The 21,139-nt window shown below is 32.8% G+C and carries 16 protein-coding genes; 9 read left to right on the top strand and 7 right to left on the bottom strand.

Going from position 1 to position 21,139, the window contains the following annotated elements; translation table 11 throughout:
- Nucleotides 1-130 precede the first annotated feature (130 nt).
- Entirely contained in the window at nucleotides 131-991 is an 861-nt protein-coding gene (locus tag KTC92_RS05695) for a mechanosensitive ion channel family protein (RefSeq protein ID WP_258280706.1), read from the bottom strand.
- Nucleotides 992-1,279: 288 nt separating this feature from the next.
- On the opposite strand from KTC92_RS05695, the gene putP reads away from it, so the two are divergent.
- Nucleotides 1,280-2,755: a sodium/proline symporter PutP gene (putP, locus tag KTC92_RS05690; protein ID WP_216303752.1), complete on the top strand. Its 1,476-nt coding sequence runs from the start codon at nucleotides 1,280-1,282 to the stop codon at nucleotides 2,753-2,755.
- 52 nt (nucleotides 2,756-2,807) lie between these two features.
- Here the strand turns inward: putP and KTC92_RS05685 are convergent, their stop codons facing one another.
- Nucleotides 2,808-4,550 carry an oleate hydratase gene (locus tag KTC92_RS05685; RefSeq protein WP_258280705.1) on the bottom strand — a complete coding sequence of 581 codons (1,743 nt, stop codon included), beginning with the start codon at nucleotides 4,548-4,550 and terminating at the stop codon, nucleotides 2,808-2,810.
- Between the two features lie 258 nt (nucleotides 4,551-4,808).
- On the opposite strand from KTC92_RS05685, the gene KTC92_RS05680 reads away from it, so the two are divergent.
- On the top strand, nucleotides 4,809-4,967 hold the full coding sequence (locus tag KTC92_RS05680; protein ID WP_216303751.1) for a hypothetical protein: 159 nt from the start codon (nucleotides 4,809-4,811) through the stop codon (nucleotides 4,965-4,967).
- 249 nt (nucleotides 4,968-5,216) lie between these two features.
- Nucleotides 5,217-6,761, top strand: a complete 1,545-nt coding sequence (locus KTC92_RS05675) for a M4 family metallopeptidase (protein WP_216303750.1) — start codon at nucleotides 5,217-5,219, stop codon at nucleotides 6,759-6,761.
- A gap of 95 nt (nucleotides 6,762-6,856) precedes the next feature.
- Here the strand turns inward: KTC92_RS05675 and KTC92_RS05670 are convergent, their stop codons facing one another.
- The 3 genes from KTC92_RS05670 to KTC92_RS05660 all read right to left on the bottom strand — a co-directional run bounded on the left by KTC92_RS05670 (nucleotide 6,857) and on the right by KTC92_RS05660 (nucleotide 8,986).
- Entirely contained in the window at nucleotides 6,857-7,678 is an 822-nt protein-coding gene (locus KTC92_RS05670) for an endonuclease I family protein (RefSeq protein ID WP_258280704.1), read from the bottom strand.
- 388 nt (nucleotides 7,679-8,066) lie between these two features.
- Nucleotides 8,067-8,558 carry a hypothetical protein gene (locus KTC92_RS05665; RefSeq protein ID WP_216303749.1) on the bottom strand — a complete coding sequence of 164 codons (492 nt, stop codon included), beginning with the start codon at nucleotides 8,556-8,558 and terminating at the stop codon, nucleotides 8,067-8,069.
- A 29-nt stretch (nucleotides 8,559-8,587) separates the two neighbouring features.
- On the bottom strand, nucleotides 8,588-8,986 hold the full coding sequence (locus tag KTC92_RS05660) for a hypothetical protein (protein ID WP_253198236.1): 399 nt from the start codon (nucleotides 8,984-8,986) through the stop codon (nucleotides 8,588-8,590).
- A 252-nt stretch (nucleotides 8,987-9,238) separates the two neighbouring features.
- On the opposite strand from KTC92_RS05660, the gene KTC92_RS05655 reads away from it, so the two are divergent.
- Nucleotides 9,239-10,705, top strand: a complete 1,467-nt coding sequence (locus KTC92_RS05655) for an amino acid permease (RefSeq protein ID WP_220286946.1) — start codon at nucleotides 9,239-9,241, stop codon at nucleotides 10,703-10,705.
- A 397-nt stretch (nucleotides 10,706-11,102) separates the two neighbouring features.
- Entirely contained in the window at nucleotides 11,103-12,401 is a 1,299-nt protein-coding gene (gene brnQ / locus KTC92_RS05650; RefSeq protein ID WP_258280763.1) for a branched-chain amino acid transport system II carrier protein, read from the top strand.
- Between the two features lie 56 nt (nucleotides 12,402-12,457).
- On the opposite strand, the gene KTC92_RS05645 is transcribed toward brnQ, so the two are convergent.
- Both KTC92_RS05645 and KTC92_RS05640 read right to left on the bottom strand, forming a co-directional pair.
- Entirely contained in the window at nucleotides 12,458-13,279 is an 822-nt protein-coding gene (locus KTC92_RS05645; RefSeq protein WP_220286945.1) for a response regulator, read from the bottom strand.
- Between the two features lie 17 nt (nucleotides 13,280-13,296).
- A complete protein-coding gene (locus tag KTC92_RS05640; protein WP_220286944.1) occupies nucleotides 13,297-15,057 on the bottom strand; it encodes a sensor histidine kinase in 1,761 nt (586 codons plus the stop codon).
- 351 nt (nucleotides 15,058-15,408) lie between these two features.
- On the opposite strand from KTC92_RS05640, the gene KTC92_RS05635 reads away from it, so the two are divergent.
- The 4 genes from KTC92_RS05635 (at nucleotide 15,409) to KTC92_RS05620 (ending at nucleotide 21,118) form a co-directional block, all read left to right on the top strand.
- Nucleotides 15,409-16,674, top strand: coding sequence for an ABC transporter substrate-binding protein (locus tag KTC92_RS05635; RefSeq protein WP_220286943.1), 1,266 nt, complete (start codon nucleotides 15,409-15,411; stop codon nucleotides 16,672-16,674).
- 124 nt (nucleotides 16,675-16,798) lie between these two features.
- Nucleotides 16,799-17,668, top strand: coding sequence for a carbohydrate ABC transporter permease (locus tag KTC92_RS05630; protein ID WP_216303743.1), 870 nt, complete (start codon nucleotides 16,799-16,801; stop codon nucleotides 17,666-17,668).
- A 23-nt stretch (nucleotides 17,669-17,691) separates the two neighbouring features.
- Nucleotides 17,692-18,573 (top strand): carbohydrate ABC transporter permease, encoded by an 882-nt coding sequence (locus tag KTC92_RS05625; RefSeq protein ID WP_165412270.1) that lies wholly within the window; start codon nucleotides 17,692-17,694, stop codon nucleotides 18,571-18,573.
- 142 nt (nucleotides 18,574-18,715) lie between these two features.
- Nucleotides 18,716-21,118, top strand: coding sequence for a GH36-type glycosyl hydrolase domain-containing protein (locus tag KTC92_RS05620; RefSeq protein ID WP_220286942.1), 2,403 nt, complete (start codon nucleotides 18,716-18,718; stop codon nucleotides 21,116-21,118).
- The last annotated feature ends 21 nt before the right edge of the window (nucleotides 21,119-21,139 follow it).

Raw genomic sequence — 21,139 nt, 5'->3', positions numbered from 1 at the left:
GTACATTTTGTGCGCCAAGTGGCTTGAAATTTCCAAGTTTTCCTCGTGCAGTAGCTTGCTTGGCCATTTTTTTAATTTCTATTCACCAATTCCACTTAATGTAGAAGTTATCCCTAATTTACCCGCTTAATTATAATAATTCAATATCATCATGTTTAGAAAATTCATCTAAGATATCCTCTACTAGGGCATGTTGTAAGTTTCTATAATTTCTCGCCTTGCAAATAAGCCTTAAGTTTAAACAAACTTTTGCGGGTTTCATAGAAGTATATACTGTATGAGAAAGGTTCTCGTAATAAATAGGAAGAGTTTTTGAGGCTATATTTAGTGAATCTTTTGCTTCTTGCTCAATATCTCCTACTTTATCATTAGCAATAGATAGTAATATGCTTTTAGCTTTTTTCCAATTACTTTTAAGTGTAAGGCTTATTTCAAGTTCATTCCAAGTAAAAGGGAATGAGTTAGATTCATTTATAAGATCTTCAGTGAGAACTTTTATATTTGGTATATGAGTAATTCTTCCAGTGCTTTGCCCGTAGATTTTGTTGTCATTTTCCATAACCTCAATTATGGTAGTATAAAACCAGTCTATAGCTATTACATCACCAAGACTTTCCCCAAGCTTTATTCTATCCCCAAGTTTAAAAGGCTTATGAGTATTAATTATAAGCCAACCTAAAAAACTTGCTACAAGATCACGAAAGGCAAAGGCTAGTCCAGCTGAGAAAAATCCTAAAAATGTGAGTATATACTTAGACTCATACATCCATATTGGTATAATCACTACAGCAGTTAAGATATTTATTGATAGCGAGGATGTTTTTTTATATTTTATTATGTTATTGGAATCAAGATTGGATTTATTAATAAATGAACATATACTTTTTTTTACTAAATAAAATATCATTATTAACATTAAAGTTATAATGATTTTTATCAAAACACCTACGGTTTCAAACTTTAAGCCTAGCTCTAACAAAAATTTAATCACATGATTTCTACTCCTTTATATCAATTTTAACTATATATAGTTAATTACTATAAAGTAAATTGGTGCCTATGTCAATTACAGTGTTAAAAAAGTTGTGAAATTCATTATATAAATTATGAAACGAGATTAAAATGGCAATGGGCTAATAAACATATGTGGTATAATATTGTTTTGTACGCTCAAATATTATCTGTTAAAAACTCATATTTTCAATTGTCTTGTAAAATGCTATACTACAAACTTTATGAAATTGACGAATGACATTATAGTATTGAAAGGAGAATTAATATGGAAATAGAATCAGTTGCTGCTATGGGGGTATATATACTTATTTTACTTTTAATAGGCTATTATTCTTACAGAAAAACAAATGATATTTCAGACTACATGATAGGTGGAAGAGGGCTTGGACCTATGGTAACAGCACTATCTGCTGGTGCAAGCGATATGAGTGGCTGGATGCTAATGGGACTTCCTGGTGCGGTTTATACAAAAGGAATATCTAGCATTTGGCTTGGAATCGGTTTAACAATAGGGGCTTACTTAAATTATCTTCTGCTTGCTCCAAGATTTAGAATTTATACAGAGGTTTCGAATGATTCATTAACTGTTCCAGATTATTTAGAAAACCGCTTCAAAGATAAGTCTAATATGCTTAGACTTGTATCTGGGATAATAATACTTGTGTTCTTTGTGCTATATGTTTCATCTGGAATTGTAGCAGGGGGGAAATTATTTGAAAGTATATTTAACTCTACATATACAGCGGGTGTAGTTGTCACATTATCTGTAGTTGTGCTATATACATATTTTGGAGGGTTTTTAGCAGTAAGTCTTACAGACTTTTTCCAAGGATCCCTGATGTTTGTTGTACTAGTTGTAGTGCCAATTGTAGCATATATGAATATAGGAGTAGATGCTGGTACATTTGTTAATAAGATAAAAGTTATTGACCCAGCTTTATTTGATATGTTTAGAGGAACAAGTGTTGCGACTATTATTGGACTTTTGGCATGGGGACTTGGATACTTCGGACAACCACATATTATTGTTCGCTTTATGGCAATTAAATCTGCAGGGGAATTAAAGTCAGCAAGAAGAATAGGGATTACCTGGATGACCATAGGTCTTTTAGGTGCTGTATCAAGTGGACTTATAGGACTTGTATACTTTACAAAAAACAACATCCCGCTTAAGGATCCAGAAACAGTTTTCCTTCGTCTTGGAGATGTTTTATTCCATCCATTTATTACGGGTATTATATTAGCAGCAGTGCTATCAGCTATTATGAGTACTATTTCTTCTCAACTATTAGTTTGTTCAAGTTCTATAACAAGGGACTTTTATTTAACATTCTTAAACAAAGAGGCATCAGACAAGCAGCAAATGAAGATAGGGAAAATATCTATACTTATAGTTTCAGCTGTTGCCACATTCTTTGCATATTTGCCAAACAAAACTATTCTTAATATAGTTGGGCAAGCATGGGCTGGTTTTGGTTCATCCTTTGGACCTGTTCTTTTACTAAGTCTTTATTGGAAGAGAATGACTAAGTGGGGTGCTCTATCAGGTATGGTTGTAGGAGGCTTAACAGTTATTGTATGGATTGTTTCTGGACTATCTACTTATATGTATGAAATGGTTCCAGGATTTATATTATCGCTCATAGCTGTTATAATTGTTAGCGTTATAACTGAAAAACCGGAAGAGTCTATAAATAAGGAATTTAAAAAAATGGAAGAAATATTAGCAAAGTTTAAGTAAAAATATTGAGTTCTCTTGTATATACATTGAGAGCTCAATATTTTTTTATTTGTTACAGTAAATTTTCGAGTGTAGTATCTTTGAGCAGCTTTTGGATGATTTTTTCTCCCGGAATAGGTCGTCCGCTGTATAGTGTTTTAGCGGCGCTCAATAGCACACGTATATCATATTTTGAGGCATAAATCGGAATTACTTGTTTTTCAAGGTCTAGCAATGCATAAACAGCCATCATCGCCGTACGAACGGAATATTCTATAGTGAATACACAGTCGTCGGCAACTTCAGCAAACTGTCCAAGAAATGCAAGGTTTGTACTGCCTTCAGGGATAACATCAGGACGATCTCCCTTAACACGAGGCATAAACTGACTGGTGACATAAGGCATCATACAAGGAATAACATTTACAGTTTTTAGAATATCGTCAATTTTATCCTTAAGCCCCATGTGATATAATAATTCTGAGACAAGTTCTTCGCCGGTGCAATCACACATTTTTTTCTTGATGTAATCACCGACATTGTCTGGAAATAAGCCATATGCCCATAAAACTAATACATCATCAGGTTGGTTAATAAAGTGAGGCTGCTTAGAGCAGGTCCAGCTCATCAACCAGTTAGAATCCTTTATGGTAACAACACCACCAACGCCAGGATCTCTGTCAGTTAATTTCTTTAGAAATTTGCCCATAAACGGCCCCTTAAAGGTCATTGTAAAGGATTCCCATTTTGTTTTGTCAATGTCATTGCAGAATACCTCTGGGTGACCAAATGAAGGGTCTTTCTTTGCAATGTTCTTCCATAAATTCCAGCAACCGCAGTTTACCTTATCTCTATTTAAAACAGCAGGTGTATACATACTGCCCAAAGTTGAGTTTTCTGTCATTGAACCATTGGTAACGAAAACGAGGTCGCTTGAAGACACTGCAATTCTTTCAGAATTGCCATTACGAAGTAGATGAATACAGATTACGGTCTTTTGCTCACCAACAGTGCTGATATCCAAGTCGGTAACCTGTGTGTGGAGGTCAAAGTTTACATTTTTGTTCTTGAGCCAGGTAATAAGTGGAAGAATCATCGAATCGTACTGGTTATACTGGGTATGCATAATTCCTTTAAGCTGGTTCATACCAGGGATAAGATGCATAAAGCGCTGCATATAGCGTTTCATCTCCACAACACTGTGCCAGTTTTCAAAAGCAAACATGGAGCGCCAGAAATACCACATGTTTGTTTCAAAATAGGAGGGATCAAAAAATTGTTCAATTGTCGTTACGCCAAGTTGCTCCTCAGTGGCAAGAATAAGTTTTGTAATTTGTTTAATATGAATATCGGATAGGCCTAAAGTTGAAAAATCTGCTTTTTCTCCACAGTTATGAATCAAGCGACAGTGAGATTCATTAGGCTCTGCAACATTAAGTTCACGAAATTCATCTAAAACGGTTCTGCTTGGATTATTCAATGAAGGGATAAAGCTATACAGATCCCAGGAGCATTCATGATGTTCCACAAGTTCTCTACCACCACGGATAATATATCCATGTTCGGCATCTCCTGCACCATCCATAGCACCACCCAAAACGTGAGTTTCCTCCATAATAGTAATGTTTTTACCATCCATATGTCCATCGCGGATCAGATAAGCTGCGGCTGCAAGAGAGGCAATACCTCCACCGATTAAATATGCTTTTTTGTTTTCAATACCATCCTTTTTAAGTGAATTGATTCTTTGATAGTTCCCCATGTTACACCATGCCTTTCTTGATTTTTTTATTGATTTGATTTCTAGCATTATCATAGCCTATAATAAAGATTAATAATATTACCAATAAAGTAAATTTGTGCAATGTTACTACAAAACAGTTAAATTGTGTAACAAATTTATTTGCAAACCTAATAGGGAGATTTTCTTTCTGGAATTTTAAGTATAAAAATAAGGGTATAAAAATACAAGGATTGATAGAAAATAATAAAGATATGTAATTACACTGTATTGAGAACTAAGTCAGGTAAATTAAATAATAAATGTAAATAATAAAGGAGGCACAAATTGTTTATGAATACAATTGATGAAATAAAACTTGAAATATATAAAAATGACATGTTATCTGAATTAGGAGTTGAATTGTATAAATTAAATAATAAAGATATTGAGTGTTTAGACGACGCAATATTATTTAGTAATGAGGGAGATAGACTTAAAAAATTATTATAGAAGAATGTGAGGTCGAGTTCTGCAATGGGAAGTTAAGGCAGAGGCGCTTTGGGGAAAATCATACTAATAAGCAAAAACCAGCAGTGTTTTATTTTGACTGCTGGTTTTTGCTGTTTTATTCAAAAAAATAAAAAAAATGTCATATATTATGTTGCGAAATTAGTTGACTATAAAGAATATTCTCTTTATTATATAAGTAGTTATATACATAAAAATACTGTATATACAAATTATAGAGGGGGAGATTATATGAAAAAAGCAATTTCAATCTTAACTGCAATGGCAATGGTGGTTTTAATTAATCCAGCTAATGCAAATGCATCACAAGGAAAGCCGGCAAATTTTGTAAAGGTACAATCATCAGAAAAATTGTCAAAAGACATGAATGGCGTGCATAAATTCTTTAAGGGAAATAAAACCGTAGTTGAAGATTCAGTGAATAAGTTGGAAGAAGTAAAATCAAATGATGATAAATTGGGTTTTAAACATATCAAAACTCAACAAATGGTAAATGATATTCCGGTTTATGGTAATGAATATATCGTTCATTTTAATCAAAAGGGTGAAGTATATGCTGTAAATGGTAAATATGATGCTAACGCAAAAAATGCAAAAATAAATAAAGAACAGTTAATAGGTGAAAACAAAGCTCTTGAAATTGCAAAAACGCAAGTTAAATTTGATAAGCTTGAGGCGGATCCAACTACTAAACTTTACCTATACAATATAAATGATAAATATGTTCCAGTTTATGTTGTTTCATTAAGCTTTCTATCACCAACACCAGGAAATTGGAAGTTCTTTATAAATGCTGAAAATGGAGATATAGTAAAAAAAGGCAATAAAATATCTAAGGTTGCTGCTACAGGAACAGGTTTAGGTGTACTTAATGATTCTAAATCATTAAATCTTGACAAGGTTGATGTACGTAACAAGGTTCAATATCAATTAAGAGATACAACAAGAGGTAAGGGCATAACTACTACTTCAGCGGCTAATACTACTAACAAAATTGGTTCTATCGTCTATTCAACTACAAACGTAATTAATGATAAAGCTGCTGTAGATGCACATTACTATGCAGGAGTTGTATATGATTATTATAAAACTAAATTCAATAGAAATGGTTTTGATGGAAAAGATATGGAAATTAAATCTACAGTTCACTACGCTAAGAACTATGTTAATGCTTTTTGGAATGGAACTCGAATGATTTATGGAGATGGGGATGGTATTGACTCTATTGAATTATCTGGAGCTTTAGATGTAGTGGGTCACGAAATGACACATGCAGTAGATGAAAAAACAGCAAATCTTGATTATGAATTTCAATCTGGAGCATTAAATGAATCTATGTCAGATGCTTTTGGTGCATTTATCGAAAATTATGGACAAGCTGATAAATTTGACTGGTTAATGGGTGAAGATGTTTGGACACCTAAAGTAGAGGGTGATGCATTAAGAGATATATCCAATCCAACTAAATATGGCGATCCAGATAATATGAGTAAATTTGTAGTTACTCCTAATACGCTAGAGGGAGATTGGGGTGGAGTTCATACAAACAGTGGAATTCCAAACAAAGCTTGTTATCTTATAGCTTCTAATGATAACGTAGGGATAGCTAAAGCAGAACAAATTTATTACAGTGCTTTATCTAATTATTTAATTGCAACTTCTAACTTCCACGATGCAAGACTTGCACTTGTTCAATCCGCAACAGATCTTTACGGTGCAGATGGATCAGAAGTTGCTGCGGTAAATGCAGCTTGGGATGCAGTAGGAGTAAAGTAAAGAATGGACTATTTGATGCTGATTGTGATAATTTAATAGATTAGGATTAAAAAAACTAACTCGAATTTTTATTTTTGAGTTAGTTTTTTTAGTTATTAGTTCCAAATCAAATTTGCCCATTCTGGATGATCTATAAATGGATTTCTGTTGTGTTGATAATTCTTATAGATTACATCATTTCTGTGTCTTTCAAAAGCATCAACTGGATCCTGGGCATTCCATTGTAATAAAACAGATAATTTACCTATATAAGGAGCTGTATTATTATTAGTTAATTCGTTTAGCTCTAAATTCACTTCTCCATGCTCTCCTTCATAGCGGACTGCCATATAAAACAGCATCCTAGCGATATCCCCTTTTACGCTATCTCTTGGTTCAAAGGAATCACTATCAGATTTACATAGAGGTGCTTCAGAGTTAGGTGTACCACCCATATCAAAGTCTAAATTCCCTCTTGCGCTGTTTACAGATACATCGGCTGGTCTAAGGTGATGCAAATCTGTTCCAGCTCCTGCGGTAGTTCCAAAATTACCATGTGATTTTGCAAATACATGTTCTCTATTCCAATTATCTACTCCGCCTCCATTTGTAAGCTCTCCTTGAGAACGTCCGGTATAAAGCAAGATCACGTTATTTGCATTGTTTGGGTCTTCATCTGTATTTCTTAATGCATCCCAAACCTGTTTATAAGAAAGCTTAGTATGATTATCAATGATATCATTTAATGTTGATTTAAGACTTATGCCTGTTTTACCAATTGCAGATGCATAGTAGGTATTATCGTATGGTGAAGTAGTACTTGAAGCTGTAGGTTGCCTAGCTAGATGACCTTGTACTGCTTTTAAGGTGTTGTTTTGTGTAGCTGCAAATGATAAGTCAAATAAAAAAGACGAAAGAACAAAGGATAAAATAAGCACAAAACTAATTACGAAGCTTCCTTTTTTGAAAGTTTTCTTATTCGAAATTAACGCCCCCTAATAATAATTTAACATAATTAATAAAATGTATAACTTTCCCCATAGCATCTAAACTTAATTCATATAAAATATCTATATGCTTTTAGGAGATAAATTATTTCATTGATTATTAAATAATATAAATAAACACAAAAGGAATGGCTTATTTCCCTTGCAGAGATTGGAATTGATTCAGATAAGCTGTGTTGATAAAAACTATAAAAAATTGCCCGTCACATCACCAATCTTTTAGAGAGAAAGAATGGAAATGAAACGAACAATCTATGTTAATATAGTTATGGGAGCCAAAGTGGATTTTTCAACGACATTAAAAATGCAAAAAACTCATCTAACACATAACAATAATTTTATATGGTGTGGTCTGAGCCGGTATACTCTTTGTGGTAGCACCATAGACAATAATTAGATTTCGATTTGCAGGGCTATTGCTAAATGATTGCCCATTTTCTAAAACTATCTGAGTAGTTGGGGCAATGTTTAATCTTAAATTATTATCACTACTAACCAACTTATCGTTAAAATAGTCTACTTTCACATTTTGATGTTGTGTATCTCTTGCCATAACAATTGCTCTAAATTGTGGCGGAAAAATGAGAGGAACAGGTGCATTTGCATCATAAAAGCCAGTTACCATATCTCCAGGTGTCACCATTACATGGTCTACAAAGTAAGTAGTTGGCGTCACCACGAAATTAACTAAAGCTCCATATCCGTTTTCTACAGACATTAATTTATAACATCCCACGCCTTCTTCATTTGCCCCTATCCAAAAGTCATTAATCATGGTAATCATACCATGGAAAGGTTGGAATTTTTCCATCTTTATTCCTCGATTCTTTAATTAATATTTTAAAAACATTGGAAACTATTAATATTTCTCAAATCCATTCCGAAAAATCTCCATCTATTTCTATTCCAGCGGAAACCGGATATAGATCTAGGACCAACAAATGTAAGCCATGCCCAGAAGCCTCTTTCTCTCCTTGGCCATATATATACAAATCTATAGAGGCAAGGTCTAATTGCACCTGGGTCTATAGCTAGAGGGGTAGCACCAAATTGTTGTGATTGAGGCTGCGATGGTGTAAAGTTTGGAGGTGCAGAAGACGGTCCACCCTGAGGCCCTTGAGCGAAGGATGTAAAATCATCTATTTGTCTGTATGGATACATTAAAGGGAAATCTTGAGTTTCTAGTTCATAGTTATACGTTGGATTATAAAATCTAATAGTATCTTCATCAATATACATTTAACTAACTCCTTAAAGTATTTACAATACAGTATATGATTACTTATAGGTTTTGTTATTCTTAATTTTAGGGGCTCGTAGTAGAAAAACGAATTGAGTTAAGTGAATTTAATAATAATATATAAAACAATGTAAAATATTGCAAAAAAGTGTGAATGATGTTAATATGAAAAGGATTTATAGAAAATTTTAGGAAATGAAAGATTTGTAAACGATTCCTAGAATATTAATTAATTGGAGGGGGTTCATAATATGAATGGGACAGGGGTTAAAAAACTTACATGGAAAAATCTAGCGCTGATGGCTTTTGTTATGGTATGGGGATTTGGGAATGTTGTTAATAACTTTGCAAATCAAGGGTTAAAAGTTGTTGGATCATGGATAATTATTATTTCATTATATTTTATACCTTATGCATTAATGGTAGGGGAATTAGGTTCTACATTTAAGGACGGAAAAGCAGGAGTTAGTACATGGATAAAATCTACAATGGGTACAAAATTAGCTTACTTAGCAGGTTGGACTTATTGGGTAGTGCATGTACCATATTTAGCACAAAAACCCCAGTCAATTTTAATAGCATTAGGATGGGTAGTAACACAAAATGGAAAATTCATTAATGGTTTTAGCCCATTAGTGTTACAATCAGTAACATTAGTACTATTTTTATTTTTCCTGTGGTTTGCTTCAAGAGGTGTTAATTCATTGAAAAAAATAGGAACCATAGCAGGAACATCAGTATTTGTAATGTCAATGTTATACATAGTGATGATGATTGCAGCACCTTCAATTACAGGAGTGAAAATTGCAACAGCACACATAACATTAAAATCTTTTATTCCGGATTTTAACTTTGCATACTTTACTACAATATCTATGCTGGTGTTTGCGATAGGTGGCTGTGAAAAAATAGCACCTTATGTTAACGATACAAAAGAGCCATCAAAAAATTTCCCAAAGGGAATGATTGTACTTGCAATAATGGTAGCAATGTCAGCATTATTAGGTTCAGTTGCAATGGGAATGATGTTTGATGGAAATAACATTCCAGTAGATTTAAAAATGAATGGACAGTACTACGCATTTAAAACATTGGGTAATTACTATGGCGTAGGAAATTTATTTTTAATTTTATATGCAATTGCGAATATGCTTGCTCAAATTTCTGCATTAGCGTTCTCCATTGATGCTCCTTTAAAAATATTATTTGCAGAAGGAGATAAAAAATATATTCCTGCTAGTCTAATGAAAACAAATAAATATGGAGCTCCAATTAATGGATACAAAATGACTGCTGTTTTAGTTGGAGTTTTAATAATTGTACCAGCCTTAGGTATTGGAGATATGAATACCCTGTACAACTGGTTATTAGATCTAAATTCAATTGTTATGCCAATAAGATATTTGTGGGTATTCTTAGCATACATGGCTTTAAGAGGCTTTGCTAAAAAGAAATTCTCTTCTGAATATAAATTTATAAAAAATGATAAGATAGCATTCATAATAGGTTCATGGTGTTTTGCATTTACTGCATTTGCATGCATTATGGGGATGTTCCCAAAAGTAAAACCAAGCTCATCAGAGTATACTTTCCAACTTGTGCTTAATTTATTAACACCATTTATACTTTTATGCTTAGGATTAATATTGCCTCTAATTGTAAAAATATCAAATAAACGAATTACCATAAATAAAACAAATATTACAAAAAAATCTTAGAATATATCTTAAAATCTAAGGGGAAATAATAAAAATTGACTTAAGCGGATAAAGCCCTAAATTCCATGGGCTAAGGCCGTTTAATTTTTTTTGTAGTCTAATTCCATTACTAAGGGAAATTGACAGTAAACTAAAAAAATGGTAAGATGGGATATTAATAATAATTTTAGATCTAAAGTTGAAAGGAGAATTGTATAATTTTTTTCGAGTACAGGTAATTGTTTGTATTTAAGGAGAAAGTAATCATTGTAATAGCTGAATTACAATTTACCGACAAGTTCTGTTTCTATTTATATGAATATGAAGTTAATATGTACAAAGTAAATCATCTTTAAAAGAAGTACTGATTTATTTATTATAAAAACTATAAAGATTAATTAAGAGGGAGGTTACATAAATCAAAAATTCAACAAAGCATTCAATAGTTATAGGTTTTGCATTATTTGCAATGTTCTTTGGCGCAGGAAACCTAATTTTTCCACCAACATTAGGAAAAGCAGCAGGGAACTCAGTTTTATTATCAATTATAGGCTTTCTTATTACAGGAGTTTGTCTTCCTCTATGTGCAATAATTGCCTGTGCTAAAATTAATGGTACTTTCGAAAAAATGGCAGATAGGGTAGGTCCAATATTTTCTGTGATAGTCTCTATTGCTTTAATTCTTGTAATAGGACCTTTATTCGCAATTCCAAGAACTGCTGCAACAACTTTTGAACTGGGAATACATCCTTTATTTCCATTAATTGGACAAAACATATCGATTATAGCTTTTTTTGCAATAGTGCTTGCATTTGCGCTTAAACCTTCTTCAATAATTGATAATATAGGTAAAATACTTACACCAGCACTTTTATTAATGTTAACTATAATTATAGTTAAAGGAATAATAGATCCTATTGGGCCAACTGTATCTACATCTTACCAAGGTGGATTCTCAAAAGCTTTAATAGAAGGATATCAAACAATGGATGCTATGACTGGTGTTATATTTTCATCAATAATTCTTGCATCTATTAGGGCAAGAGGTTATGAAAGCTCAAAAGATATAATGAGGATAACTATGAAATCGGCTGTAGTGTCTTTAATCGGTTTATCCTTTGTATATACTGGACTTATGTACCTTGGAACTCAAACGACTACTTTGTTCTCAAAAAGTATATCTAGAACTAGTCTGGTTACAGAAATTGTTAGATTAGACCTAGGTAGTATTGGTAGTGTTATACTTAGTTTATGTGTTACTATTGCATGTTTAACGACTGCTATAGGAATACTTTCAGCTGGATCAAAATTCTTTGCTAAACTTTCTAAGGGGAAATTATCTTATAAAAGTATTGCTATTAGTATGGCTTTAGTAAGTGGAGTAATGGCTACAAAGGATGTTGATAGTTTAATTAAATTGGCAGGTCCAGTTTTACAAATTATATATCCAATTGTAATTGTTCTAATAGTTACTACCTTGCTTGGCGATATAGTGAAAAATAATAAGGTAGTTGCTATAACTACCTACACAGTTTTAATAGTAAGTGTTTTAAATACTATAAATGATTTAACAGCAAATAGCATTGGGTTCTTTAAATATGTTCCTTTATCCAATCTAGGATTTGCATGGATTATACCAGCTATACTTGCTTTTGTAATTTCTAACAATTTAGTGAAATTAAATGAAATTACTAAAAATAGAGGATTAGTGGATTAATCCACTAGAATCTTTTAAGTTATAAAGACTACATAAAAACTGGAAGCTTTTGATTCCTATTCATTATTAAAAATCTTATTTCGATACTCCGTAGGTTTTAAACCAGTATTATTTTTAAAGAGTTTATTGAAATAAGTTACGTCTGTAAAACCTATCATTGCTGAAACCTCATAAATTTTATATTGGGGTTGAAGTAATAGTTTTTTAGCCTCATCAATACGTATTTCACTTAAGATATCAATAAAGTTACTACCAGTCTCTTTTTTTATCAGCTTACTAAGGTACCAGGTACTGATATATAAATAGGCTGATACATCTTTTAAGGTTAAGCCCATAGCTACATTCTCCTTCATAAAAGACAGGGCTTTAACTACAAGAAACTTAGAACTTTTTTCATTAGTATTAAGTGATTTATCTTCCATGATTGTAACGTCATCACTTAAATTGTAATTTTCTTTAACTTTTCTTTTCAAATTCTTAAAGATTTCTTCATTTGATTTTACTTTTTTAAGTTCAAGAATAGCTTCTTTAATGGAGAGGATTAATTCCTTAGTATCTGTGGGTTTAAGAAGAAATCTAAAGGCTCCAAGTTTAACAGCTTGTTGGGCATACTCAAAATCTCTAAAGCCAGATAATATTATTATTTTACATTCATGCTTATGTTTTTCTAGTTTAGAGATCATTTCTAAACCATTTAAACCTGGCATCCTAATGTCAGTGAAGACAATGTCAGGTTGCATTGATGAAATCATTTCTAGTCCTTCATCCCCGTCTGAGGCTTCACCTATAACGCTGCACCCTAATGAATTCCAATCAATAACAGTTTTTAGGCCTTCTCTTATGATTTCTTCGTCATCAATTATAAGTACTTTAAACATTTAATATACACTCCCTTTTATATGTCGGCGGGTACTTTAATTGTAACAATCGTACACATACCCTCTTGACTTTCTATTTTTAGTCCGTAATCTTTACCATAAAGTAGTCTAATTCTGCGATGCACATTAATTACGCCTATCTTAGAATTATCCAAGAAATTTTCTGACTCTGGAAATTTATCATCACTCATGTCTTCTATTAGGGCTAGTAATTTGCTTTTTTCAATACCTAACCCGTCATCTGCCACAGTAATAATTAGTTGATTGTTTTCCTTCTTTATTATAATATCTACTGTTCCTCCACCCTTTTTCATTTCAAGTCCATGGTATATTGTGTTTTCAATTATAGGTTGAATTAAAAGCTTAGGAAGCCTGTTATTTAGGGTGTCTTCATCAATATTTAAATTAAATCCTATTTTCTTTCCAAATCGTTTCTGTATTAAGAATTTATAGCTTTGGATATATTCGATTTCTTTATAAACAGGAATAAATTTCTCGTTGCTCCTATTTAGGTTTGCTTCTATAATGTACGAAAAAGCAGAAATCATTTCACTGACCTCATCATCACCGTGAATTTTTGCTTTCCAGTTAATGGACTCAAGTGTATTATATAAAAAATGAGGATTAATTTGAGCTTGCAATGCATTAATTTCAGCTTGCTTCATTACAATTTGCTCTTTATATACTGTATCAATTAGGGTCTTTATGTTTTTCGACATTTTATTAAAGGTACGAAATACGAAACCAAATTCATCCTTGCGATCACTTTCTATTATTACACCCATATTACCATTTTCTATTTCCTTCATTCTTTTTATTAATACCTTCAGTGGATGTATCATTGTATTATATAAGTAATTTATAAGTAATAAGCAAATGGGAAGAGTGGCTATACATAGAATTATACTAAATTTGGCTACCTTTCGTATCTCTTTAAACAATACGTTTCCTGAAATTCCAACAACAAGTTTCCATTTGGTTGGTTTAATTGTGTCATATATCATATATAGAGAGTCACTTTTAGTCTTTATCTCTCCTTCACCTTTGTCTAAATTAGAATTAAGAAAAGATTGTATGGATTTATTAGTATTTACATCAAAACTATCATTTATAAATATTAATTGGCCATCGCTACTATAGAGACCCAAAGTTTGCTTTGAGTTAATCATGGTATTGTTAAATATTTCCATAAAACATTGATTATCTATTTTAAGTGCTAAAAGACCCACTACCTTATTCACATTTAATGAATCGTATATGGATTTTGCTAAGTATATACCATCTATTTTCCCGTTTTTACTTGCTACATACCACACTGGAGAGCCTTTTCCTTTTATGGCTATCTCATTTAACTTATCCATATTAGCGTAACAATCCGTAGTAGCAGCAAAGGCTCTATTTGCTTGAAAAACCTTTCCACTATCAGAGTATTTAATGAGAATTTCGTTTAGCTCATATTTAGCGAAAAGTAAAGATTGTAAATACCGTTGAAAACTGTTTTCATATATAAAATCTAAATTATTAGTATTAATTAAAGTGTTTGTATCAATTATTTTACTATCATAAAAAAGCTGTATAGAGTAAAGGTTAAGCTTATCCATTCTGTCTGAAAGCGAATGGGTTAGTTGTTGGGCCGCACTTTGATAGTCCATTATAGCTTTTTCTTTAATCGTTTTTGAATAATTCACATATCCTAAATAGCCAATAATTATTATAGGATAAAGAATGAATAGAATTGCAATAATAATAAGCTTGGATTTCATAGAATGTTTTGTCATAATAAAAGTCCTTTCATAAGCTGATTTTAATTTTAATATGTTTTCTATAAGTATACCTTATATTAGGCTGAATGAATTCCGGAACTAATTATATATTAAAAAGAAATTATCACAAAAAAGCATTGATTCATATGTGTAAATTACCATATTTTGGAGACAAGCCAAAATAAACAAATAAATACCAATATGGACTGATTTAAGTTTTTGATATGAATGTTATAATATGATTGTAAGTAAGAAGTATCATGTAAACATTTACTTGCTAATTTGAAAAGATTCAATCAGTAAGCACAAAGCTCATAATTTAATATTTTAATAATATTGTAGAAATAAAAATAGGGGGATATCAAAATGAAGAAATCCAAAAAATTGTTTTGTTTGCTCATGACAACTGCTGTTTTAACTTCAGCTTTAGCTGGATGCGGTAGCAAGAATTCAACTACAAGTACAACAGTTGCAGAGGAGACGGAAGTAACAATTAGAGTAGAAACAACTTTTACTGGTGCAGACCCATACACCGAAGTATGGCAACAGGCTATAAAAGATTTCCAAGCTAAAAATCCGAAAATTAAAGTTATAGATGAAGCTACTTCTGCTGCAAGTGAGGCTTTTAAAACAAAAATAAATACTGATTTCGCTTCAGGTAATGAACCAGATGTAACATACGGATTTAATAGCGCATCTGGAAAACCGCTTGTTGATTCCGGTAAGGTAATTTCTTGGGAAGATGAATTAGCTAAAGATGCTACTTGGGCTGCAAACTTTAAGAAATCAGGACTAGATGCTGCAAAGTATAATGGTAAGCTTTATGCACTTCCTTACATTGGTTTTTTTGAAGGAGTATGGATAAATACCGATTTATTTAAGAATAACGGACTTGAGATTCCTAAGACTTATGAAGATATTATAAAGGCTATTCCAGTACTTAATGCAAAGAACATAACCCCAATCGCTTGTTCGTTTGCTGAAGAACCACATTATTTAATTGAGACATTATTACTTTCACAAGGTGGAGCTTCCGGTCATAGTAAATTATTTGATGCGAGTTGGGCTCCAGCACTTGCATTAACTAAAGACCTTTATGATAAAAAAGCATTTACAAAAGATGCCTTAACAATTAAACAAGCTGCTTGTTCTCAGGCTTTTGCTGATAAGAAAGCTGCAATGTTTATTTCAGGTTCTTGGGCAGGTGGAGCATTTCAGGGTATGGAAAATGTTAGTGTAATACCGTTCCCACTAGTACCAGGTGCAAAAGCTAATGCTAATGACATCATTGGTGGTACAGGCACAGGTTGGTATGTAACTAAGGCTCTTAATGATAAGAAAAATGGAGCTGGTATTAAATTTGTTAAGTTTATGACAGAGCCAGAACAACTCGCTAAGTTTGCTGAAAAAGGAGGGGTTCCACTTGAAAATGTACCATCTTCAACTACAGGTGGTGCACTAGCAAAAAATATCGGTGACTTTACGACTAAAGCTACTAGCATGACTGGTCCTGCTGGAGATAATATGAATCAGGAAGCCTTTACAGCTATATGGAAAGGTATGCAATATATAGCTTCTGGAAAGAAGACATCACAACAAGTACTCGATGAGGCACAAAAATTAGTAAAATAGTCAAGACTCAGTAGTAATATCTCTAATTAATAATATTTTTAATTAATAATACACAATGATCAATATATAATAAATTCTATTGATCATTGTGTATTTTAAAATAATGTTTCGGGGAGTAATGAATATGATTTTAAAGGATAAAAAATATGCTTTTTTATTTTTAGCGCCAGCCCTTACTTTAATTACGGTTTTTCTATTCAATCCGCTAATCCAAACATTATATTTTAGTTTAACTGATTGGCATTATTTTTCAATGAAAAAGTCTTTTATTGGTTTAGAAAATTATCGGAGACTTCTACATGACCCAGTAGTTGGGATAGCAATTAAAAACACACTATTATTAATAGTATTATGTATTATATTTGAAATTGGATTCGCTCTACTCCTTGCTATGTTAATGGATGGAGTCAAGAGGGGTTTTAAGATTTATAGGACAGTTTTCTTTTTTCCTGTTGTAGTATCAGGTTCCGCAATAGGACTTTTGTTCTCACTTACATATCAGTATGATGCAGGTCTTTTGAATAACATTTTAGGTGTATTTGGTATGTCAAAGACAATATGGCTAACTGAAAAATCTTCAGCATTACTTTCTATGATGCCGTATATTTGGCAAATGACAGGTTTTTATTTTGTAATATTTATGACCGCACTTACAAAAATACCAAGTGATATATATGAATCAGCATCTTTGGATGGTGCAACGGGATTAACCAAATCAATATATATAACACTTCCACTTATAAGGGATGTAATAATTACAACTATTGCTTTGGTAATTACATCAGCTATAAAGGTTTTTGATATTATATTTACAATAACGCAGGGTGGTCCTATGAATTCAAGTCAGGTTTTGAGCACATATATATATCAAACTACATTCCAATCTATGAATCAAGGCTATGGGTCTGCACTATCTATTCTTATGGTTGTTATAGGAATTGGTTTGACTATTATTACTACATTAATATCAAGGAAAGATCCAATAAGTTATTAGTTGTTATGGAGGGGTGTTAGAGTATGTTAAATTCGAAAGTTTCAAAAGATATTTATATAGAAAAAAAGCATATTAATTCAAAAGTTAAGATGTCGAAGATTATTACACATTTTATATTAATAGCATGGGGTATAACAACCATTGCACCAATAGCATGGGTTATTATGAATAGCTTTAAGAGTTCATCTGAAATAATTTCTAGCGCTCTTAGTTTTCCAACTAAATTTAATTTAGATAACTTCAAATCGCTTGGAAAATATTCTCAAATAGACATTCCTAGGGGGTTTTTTAATAGTCTTGTTATTTCTGGTACTGTTGTTGTATTAGTATTAATTCTTGGAGCAATGGCTGCATTTGTACTAGCAAGATTTAAGTTCTTTTTAAATGGACCAATAATGATACTTTTAGTTGCTAGTATGCTTGTTCCACAGTTTGCAGTTATTATTCCTAATATTAAAATATTGCAGTTTTTTCATTTTAATAACACTTATTTAGCTGTAATAGTACCACATACTGCTGGATTTTTAAATTTTGCTATAATTATGATGACAGGATTTATGAAGTCTCTTCCTGTTGAGCTTGAAGAAGCTGCGATAATAGATGGGTGTAGTATACCAAAAATATTTATGAGAATAATAATCCCATTGTCTACTCCAATACTCGCAACCTCAGGTATAATGATTTTTTTATGGTCTTATAATGATTTACTTCTCCCACTTGTGTATCTTACAGGGGAATTAAGACCTATAAGTGTGCTTTTAACACAAATTTCAAGCCAGTTTAACACGGATTATGGTGCGATGATGGCAGCGCTCACAATAACAATAATTCCAGTGATAGCACTCTATGTAATTTCTCAAAAATATGTAATTAAGGGTATGATGGCTGGTGCTGTTAAGGGATAAGGAAAATCAACCTAACTGAAAGGATTTGATAATATTACTGTGCTTGTACTATAGAAATATCCAGCAATGCTAAGGAGTTATTTAAAGAAGAACTAAATCAAGTTAGTAGTACAATTAAATTATAGTAAAGGGAGAAGATAAAATGAAATATGGATATTTTGATAATGTAAACAGGGAATATGTTATTGAACGCCCTGATGTACCAGTATCTTGGACGAACTATCTTGGGGTAAAGGATATGTGTGCTGTAATTTCTCAAAATGCAGGTGGGTACCTATTCTATAAAAAGCCACAGTACAATAGAATAACTCGTTTTAGACCAAACGGCGTACCACTAGATAGACCTGGCCACTATGTTTACCTTCGTGATGATGAATCTAGCGACTATTGGACAATTTCTTGGCAGCCAGTTGGCAAAGACCTTAAAAAGGCAAATTATAAATGCCGTCATGGGCTATCTTATTCCAAATTTTCCTGCGAATATAGCGATATAATTGCAGAACAGATTTTGTTTATTCCAGTAAACGATGATGTAGAATTATGGGATGTAAAGATAAAGAACAATGGAACAACTCCACGTAAATTAAGTGTGTTTTCTTATGTAGAGTTCTCATTCCAAAATATTGATATGGATAATGAAAACTTCCAGATGAGCTTATACGCATCAGGTTCTAGTTGTGAAGATGGAGTTATAGAAAATGATCTTTTTTATGATAATGGTGAGACAGGTTATCAATACATAGCATCGAGTTTTAAACCAGAGAGCTATGATTGTTTAAGAGATAAATTCTTAGGAAACTACCACACTGAAGATAATCCAATAGCTGTAGAAAAGGGAATTTGTAGTGGGAGCTCAGAACTCGGTGGAAATCACTGTGGTGCTTTACATAAAAAAGTAATCTTAGCTCCAGGAGAAGAAACTAGACTTATATTTATGGTTGGTGTTGGTGCAAGGGCTAAAGGCATGAAAATGAAGGCTAAATATTCAAATGTTGCTACTGTAGATAAAGCATTTGATGAACTTAACGAATACTGGGAAAGGAAATTATCGGCATTCCAGATTAAGACACCAAATGAAGGCATGAATACCATGATAAATACATGGAACCTTTATCAAGCAGAAACGAACGTTGTGTTCTCAAGATTTGCTTCATTTATAGAAGTAGGTGGAAGAACAGGACTTGGATATAGAGATACTGCCCAAGATGTTATGTGTGTTCCTCATACAAATCCTAAAAAGTGCAAACAACGTATAATTGAACTTCTTCGTGCACAGTCGAGCATAGGTTACGGATTACATTTATTCCAACCAGAATGGTTTGATCCAGAGGTTGCTAAAATCTCACCTTCAAAATCACCAACAGTTGTACCAACTCCAAACATGTCAGATGTAGTACATGGATTAAAGGATGCATGCTCAGATGACGCATTATGGCTGATTGCAGCAATATGTGAATATGTACAAGAGACTGGTGAAGCCCAGTTGTTTGATACGATGGTTACTTTTGCTGATGGAGGAGAAGCCACGGTATATGATCACATGAAGAAAATACTTGATTTCTCAAGGTCGCAGGTTGGAGCTACAGGGATATGTAAAGGTCTTAGAGCAGACTGGAATGACTGCTTAAACCTTGTAGGAGGGGAAAGTGCTCTAGTATCTTTCCTGCATTTTTGGGCACTAAACAACTTTGTTGAATGTGCTAACTTCTTAGGTAGAACAGAAGATGTATCGGTATATAGTGCAATAGCGAGTAAAGTTAAAAAAATATGTGAAAATGAGCTTTGGGACGGGGAATGGTATATTCGTGGAATTACATCGGATGGAGAAAAAATAGGAACTCAAAAAGATGAAGAAGGAAAGGTTCACCTTGAGTCAAACACTTGGGCTGTTATTTCTGGTGTAGCGGGCCCAGAAAGGTCTAAGGCTTGTATGGATGCGGTAGATAAATATTTATATTCAGACTTTGGTCTACACTTAACATCACCATCCTATACCAAACCAAATGATGGAATAGGTTTCGTAACTCGTGTATACAAGGGAGTTAAGGAAAATGGAGCTATCTTCAGTCATCCTAATCCTTGGGCTTGGGTTGCTGAATGTATGATTGGACGTGGTGAGAGTGCTATGAAGTTCTACGACGCATTATTACCTTATAATCAAAATGATATGATAGAGACTCGTGAAGCCGAACCATACTCATACTGTCAATTCGTGATGGGAAAAGATCATACAGCTCACGGTAGAGCAAGGCACCCATGGCTTACAGGAAGTGCTGGTTGGGCATACTATGCAGCAACTCACTACATGCTAGGAGTTCGTCTTAACTTTGATGGCATGATTATAGATCCATGTATACCAGGAGATTGGACAGAATTCGAAGTTACTCGTCTATGGCGTGGAGCAACTTATAATATAACCATAAAAAATCCAAATGGAGTACAGAGGGGTATTAAAGAAATAATTTTAAATGGAACGGCAGTGGAAGGTGCTATTAAGCCACAAAAAGCTGGTTCACAAAATATTATAGTTGCTATAATGGGCTAATAAAAGTAAGTATATTAAAAT

The sequence above is a fragment of the Clostridium sp. CM027 genome, from assembly GCF_024730565.1.
GTDB lineage: Bacteria > Bacillota > Clostridia > Clostridiales > Clostridiaceae > Clostridium_AD > Clostridium_AD estertheticum_B.
This window is presented reverse-complemented; position numbering and strand designations above follow the sequence as displayed.

What these genes read in the sequence shown, in the direction of transcription:
- putP (WP_216303752.1), top strand. Translation starts at nt 1,280, where the DNA reads ATGGAAATAGAATCAGTTGCTGCTATGGGGGTATATATACTTATTTTA.
- KTC92_RS05685 (WP_258280705.1), bottom strand. Translation starts at nt 4,550, where the DNA reads ATGATAATGCTAGAAATCAAATCAATAAAAAAATCAAGAAAGGCATGG.
- KTC92_RS05680 (WP_216303751.1), top strand. Translation starts at nt 4,809, where the DNA reads ATGAATACAATTGATGAAATAAAACTTGAAATATATAAAAATGACATG.
- KTC92_RS05675 (WP_216303750.1), top strand. Translation starts at nt 5,217, where the DNA reads ATGAAAAAAGCAATTTCAATCTTAACTGCAATGGCAATGGTGGTTTTA.
- KTC92_RS05665 (WP_216303749.1), bottom strand. Translation starts at nt 8,558, where the DNA reads ATGGAAAAATTCCAACCTTTCCATGGTATGATTACCATGATTAATGAC.
- KTC92_RS05660 (WP_253198236.1), bottom strand. Translation starts at nt 8,986, where the DNA reads ATGTATATTGATGAAGATACTATTAGATTTTATAATCCAACGTATAAC.
- KTC92_RS05655 (WP_220286946.1), top strand. Translation starts at nt 9,239, where the DNA reads ATGAATGGGACAGGGGTTAAAAAACTTACATGGAAAAATCTAGCGCTG.
- KTC92_RS05645 (WP_220286945.1), bottom strand. Translation starts at nt 13,279, where the DNA reads ATGTTTAAAGTACTTATAATTGATGACGAAGAAATCATAAGAGAAGGC.
- KTC92_RS05640 (WP_220286944.1), bottom strand. Translation starts at nt 15,057, where the DNA reads ATGACAAAACATTCTATGAAATCCAAGCTTATTATTATTGCAATTCTA.
- KTC92_RS05635 (WP_220286943.1), top strand. Translation starts at nt 15,409, where the DNA reads ATGAAGAAATCCAAAAAATTGTTTTGTTTGCTCATGACAACTGCTGTT.
- KTC92_RS05630 (WP_216303743.1), top strand. Translation starts at nt 16,799, where the DNA reads ATGATTTTAAAGGATAAAAAATATGCTTTTTTATTTTTAGCGCCAGCC.
- KTC92_RS05625 (WP_165412270.1), top strand. Translation starts at nt 17,692, where the DNA reads ATGTTAAATTCGAAAGTTTCAAAAGATATTTATATAGAAAAAAAGCAT.
- KTC92_RS05620 (WP_220286942.1), top strand. Translation starts at nt 18,716, where the DNA reads ATGAAATATGGATATTTTGATAATGTAAACAGGGAATATGTTATTGAA.